We start from the raw sequence: 4238 nt of genomic DNA, 5'->3' as shown, positions 1-4238 counted from the left end.
ATTCAGGATATCCAAAATTCTGCCACGCTATAAACATGCCTGAACTTATTGAAGACCCAAGATTCGTAGAAAATGAAATAAGATGTACAAACTACGAACCATTTACTGAAATAGTTTCGGATTTCTTTGCGAAGAGAACAAGAAGCGAGTTGGCAGATGTATTTGTAGCAGCTAAAGTGCCTAATGCACCAGTATTCGACATACCAGAAGTAATGGAACATCCTCAGATTAAGGCTAGAGACATGATGCAGGAACTTAGTGATCCAGGAGTAGGAGAACACCTTGCAATAGGAAATCCTATGAAACTTAGCAAAACTCCAGCAGTTCTTGAACATGGAGCACCTCTTCTTGGACAGGATACAGAAGCTGTATTGAAAAGTATAGGATACAGTGACGATAAAATCAAAGAGTTATACAGCAAAGAAGTTATTTAATATAAGAATTTACATTCCATTACCTGACATGATATGTTTATGTCAGGTATGGAATGATAATAGGAGGAATTATTAATGAATAAAAGTAATAAAAATAATAAAAATTCTAATCTTTTTGAAAGATATGAAGTTTTACTTATGAGTATAAGCGTACTACTTATTATTTCGATTGTAGGATATCTCACTATGTATCCTGAACAGGGAAAGATTGCAGCAAATTCGGTTCTTAGCATGCTTACTAACACCTTTGGTTCAACAATGCAATTATTTACAGTTTTCGTATTAGGATTTTTGGTAATACTTGCCTTGTCAAAATATGGAGATATTCGTCTTGGTAAAGAAAAACCTCAATACTCTACATTAAGTTGGGTAGCAATGATGTTCTTCTGCGGTAACGGCGCTGGAACAGTTTACTGGGCTTTTCTTGAGTGGGGATACCATTTCAATGCGGCTCCTCAACTTAACGGAGTGGCAGTAAGCGAGGCAGTAAACTATGAACTTTCAATGGCATATACATTCTTTGACTGGGGTCCTTCAGCTTGGGCACTGCTCTGTGTGTTTGTACTTCCATTTGCCTATCATTATTATATTAAGGGAGACAGCGAGCTTAAATTCTCTGTTCTTTGTAAATATTCTCTTGGTGAAAAGGCAGTTAGAGGAGTGTTTGGAAAAGTAGTAGACTTCTTATTTATATTTGCAGCAGTTGGATCCATAAGTATAACTGCAGGTACTTCAGCATCAACTATTTCAGCAACTCTAGCAGACCTTATTGGAATAAATCAGAGCTTTACATTGACAACAATGGTACTTCTTGGTGTTGCACTTCTTTATTCTGCCAGTTCATTTGTTGGAATTGAAAAAGGAATGAGAAGGATAAGCGACTCAAATGTTTATCTTTGCATGATGCTTCTTGGATTTATTTTCATTGTTGGACCTACTCAATATATTATTGATTCAATGGTAAACTCAACAGGAATATTGGCACAGGAATATTTAAGAATGAGTCTATGGACAGACCCAGTAGCAAGAACTGGATATCCTCAGGGATGGACGGCTTTCTACCTAGTTTACTGGCTTACATTTGGACCATTTACTGGGTTATTTGTAGCAAAGATTTCAAAGGGAAGAAAAATCAAGGAAGTTATTGCAAATATGCTAATAAGTGGTCCTTTAGGATTATTCTTATTCTTTGGAATAATTGGAGGATATCAACAATCTCTTAAAATCAAGGGAATAATTGACATACCAAACATGTTGGCAACTGGACAAGGGGAAAATATTGCAACTGCTACATTAAATTCTCTTCCTCTTTCAAAGATAGTTATGGTTGTTTATCTCTTTGTTATAGTATTGTTCCTTGCTACAACTCTTGATGCAGCTTCATTTACTTTATCGTCTACAGTGTCTAAGAAACTTAAGGCTACTGATGAGCCAAATCCATTCTTGAAGCTTATATGGTGTCTTGTACTTGTAGCTCTTCCTATAGCTATATCATTTATAGGAACAGATATAAATACAATAAAATCCATAGTTCTTTCGACCGGACTGCCCCTTGTAGTTATTCTTGTAATAATCTATCACGGATTCCTTAGAGAACTGTTTGCTGATTTCGGCAATATGACAAGGGCAGATATAATAAAGAAAACAGGAATAGAAGAGTTAGATGAAGAGGTAGCAATAACAAGCGTAAATAACTAATATAAATAACTAACATGACTTAAACTTCGCACTTAAAAATGACCCTAGGTATTTTTCAAAGTGCGGAGTTTAAGTTTAATTAAACTTATGTCATGGCAAATATTTGATGAGGAATGATTTAATGAAATATAAATGTAAAAATGAAATATCAATAAATGAGATTAAATCAATGATAGATTATTGCATGAATACTGTAGTTGAAATTTTTCATGATATTTCAATTAATGATGCAACGGGTATATTTGAAAATAATATAGATATTATCATTGCTAAGGTTGACAAAGATGACAGTATTCTACTTGTTGATAAAGATATATTGTTTGAGCTTATGCTAAAAAAAATAGATGTAAAAAAGAGTGTTTTTCAATTTGGTTCAAAAGACTATTGCTTGCTGGATAATGGTTTTAATAATAGGGATACGGAATGTAAATTTATTGTAGTTCGGGATTCGGCAAATAGAATAAATGGTGTTTTTAAGAAAACAATACTTGAAAATTTATTAGTAGTTTCCAATGCCAAGCATTCGGTAATCAAGAATATTATAAATAGAAATTTTGAGGATGACAACGCAGAAATAACAATAAATAAAATAATGCCTCTCAAAGATGCCAAGTATATAGTGGAACGAGAGTTGATTACAAAAGTCATGAATAGAGTTAAAAGTACTTACAAGGCAGCGAAAATTCTTGAAGTTAGTCAGGCGACAATTGCAAGAAAATCAAAAAAATATAATGATGAAATTTTCTGTTAATTAAAAAGCTTCCGAATATATCACGATGATATATGGGAAGCTTTAATATTTACTGGTGTATTTGATTATTCGTTATCCACATATTGACGAATAAGTCTACATGCCTGAGATTGACTTATATCAAGAACTTCGGCAATTTTTCTTGTGGTTTTATGTTCTTTATATGCATTCATTATCATATCTTTTTTCACATCTTCAAGGGCATCTGATAGACTTTGATCCGTTTTATGGGATGAAATATTGTCCAGAGTGAAGAATCTAGGAGGAAGATTTGTAGCGATCATCTTATCTTCTTCAGAAGTTAGGATACTTCTTTCTATAATATTTGATAGCTCTCTTATGTTTCCCTTCCAGTTGTATTTCAGAAGAAGGTCCATGGCTTTATCTGAGAAACTACAATTTCTAGAATATTTCTTGTTGAAAATATTGAGAAAGTGAGAGGTCAGCATGAAAATGTCCTGGATTCGTTCTCTTAAAGGTGGAATATTAAGTTCGAATACATTAAGTCTGTGATACAAATCTTCCCTGAACTTGTGCACTGCTATCATTTGTTTCAGATCGCAGTTTGTAGCACATATTATTCTAATATCCAGTTTTACTGGAGTTACACTTCCTATGGGAGTAAACTCTTTTTCTTGTATAACATGAAGAAATTTGGCCTGAAGGTCCATAGGTAGTTCTCCTATTTCATCAAGAAACAAGGTTCCACCGTTGGCCATTTCAAAAAGTCCCTTCTTCCCGTCGTTATTTGCACCAGTGAATGAACCCTTTATAAATCCGAAAAGCTCAGATTCTATGAGTGTAGGGTTTATACTTGCCATATTTATGCACACAAAAGGTTGTTTGCTTCGAGTACTTATGCTGTGTATGTATTTAGCCAAAAGGCTTTTTCCTGTTCCTGTTTCACCCAATATCATACAGGGAACGTCATATGATGATATTTTGTTTGCAAGTTTCACAACCTTTTTCATATTTGGACTTTTACAAATCAATTCTTTGCCTTCATCAAACTTATCATCATATCTTGATTCCAAAGGAGCAAGTTTTTGTGATAAGAAGCTGAAATCATCACGACAGCTTTGTACTATGTATTTGACATTGTTTTCTTCATCCAGTATTGGTACAGAAATCGTCTCTAAATCTATGCCCAACAATGTTTTCTGATTCTGGAATACTGATTTTTTCTCTTTGTATACATAGGGAACGCTTGACGGAGTCCAGTATTTTTCTTTCTCAGTGAAATAATCAAGAGTTTTGCCTATAAGTTCGTCTGGGGTTAGTCCATAATGTCTGCCGCATGCCTTGTTGGCATATAGAACTGTGTAATTGTTGTCCCATATTACAATCTCATCATA

At 34.0% G+C, this 4238-nt stretch carries 4 protein-coding genes; 3 read left to right on the top strand and 1 reads right to left on the bottom strand.

The features are described 5' to 3' along the window. The 3 genes from AC3AX0_RS08255 to AC3AX0_RS08245 all read left to right on the top strand — a co-directional run. Positions 1-434 (top strand): CoA transferase (locus AC3AX0_RS08255; protein WP_487549822.1); only part of this gene is annotated, 434 nt, incomplete at its 5' end. A gap of 75 nt (positions 435-509) precedes the next feature. Continuing rightward, positions 510-2132, top strand: coding sequence for a BCCT family transporter (locus tag AC3AX0_RS08250; RefSeq protein WP_487549821.1), 1623 nt, complete (start codon positions 510-512; stop codon positions 2130-2132). Between the two features lie 121 nt (positions 2133-2253). Beyond that, positions 2254-2883 carry a hypothetical protein gene (locus AC3AX0_RS08245; RefSeq protein ID WP_487549820.1) on the top strand — a complete coding sequence of 210 codons (630 nt, stop codon included), beginning with the start codon at positions 2254-2256 and terminating at the stop codon, positions 2881-2883. Between the two features lie 65 nt (positions 2884-2948). Here AC3AX0_RS08245 and AC3AX0_RS08240 read toward each other — a convergent pair. Beyond that, positions 2949-4238, bottom strand: a 1290-nt coding sequence (locus AC3AX0_RS08240) for a sigma-54 interaction domain-containing protein (protein ID WP_487549819.1), incomplete at its 5' end; no start/stop codon positions are given.

The sequence above is a fragment of the Dethiosulfatibacter sp. genome (assembly GCF_983023055.1).
The sequence above is the reverse complement of the archived record's forward strand: the minus strand, read 5'-3'. Positions and strand labels throughout refer to the sequence as shown.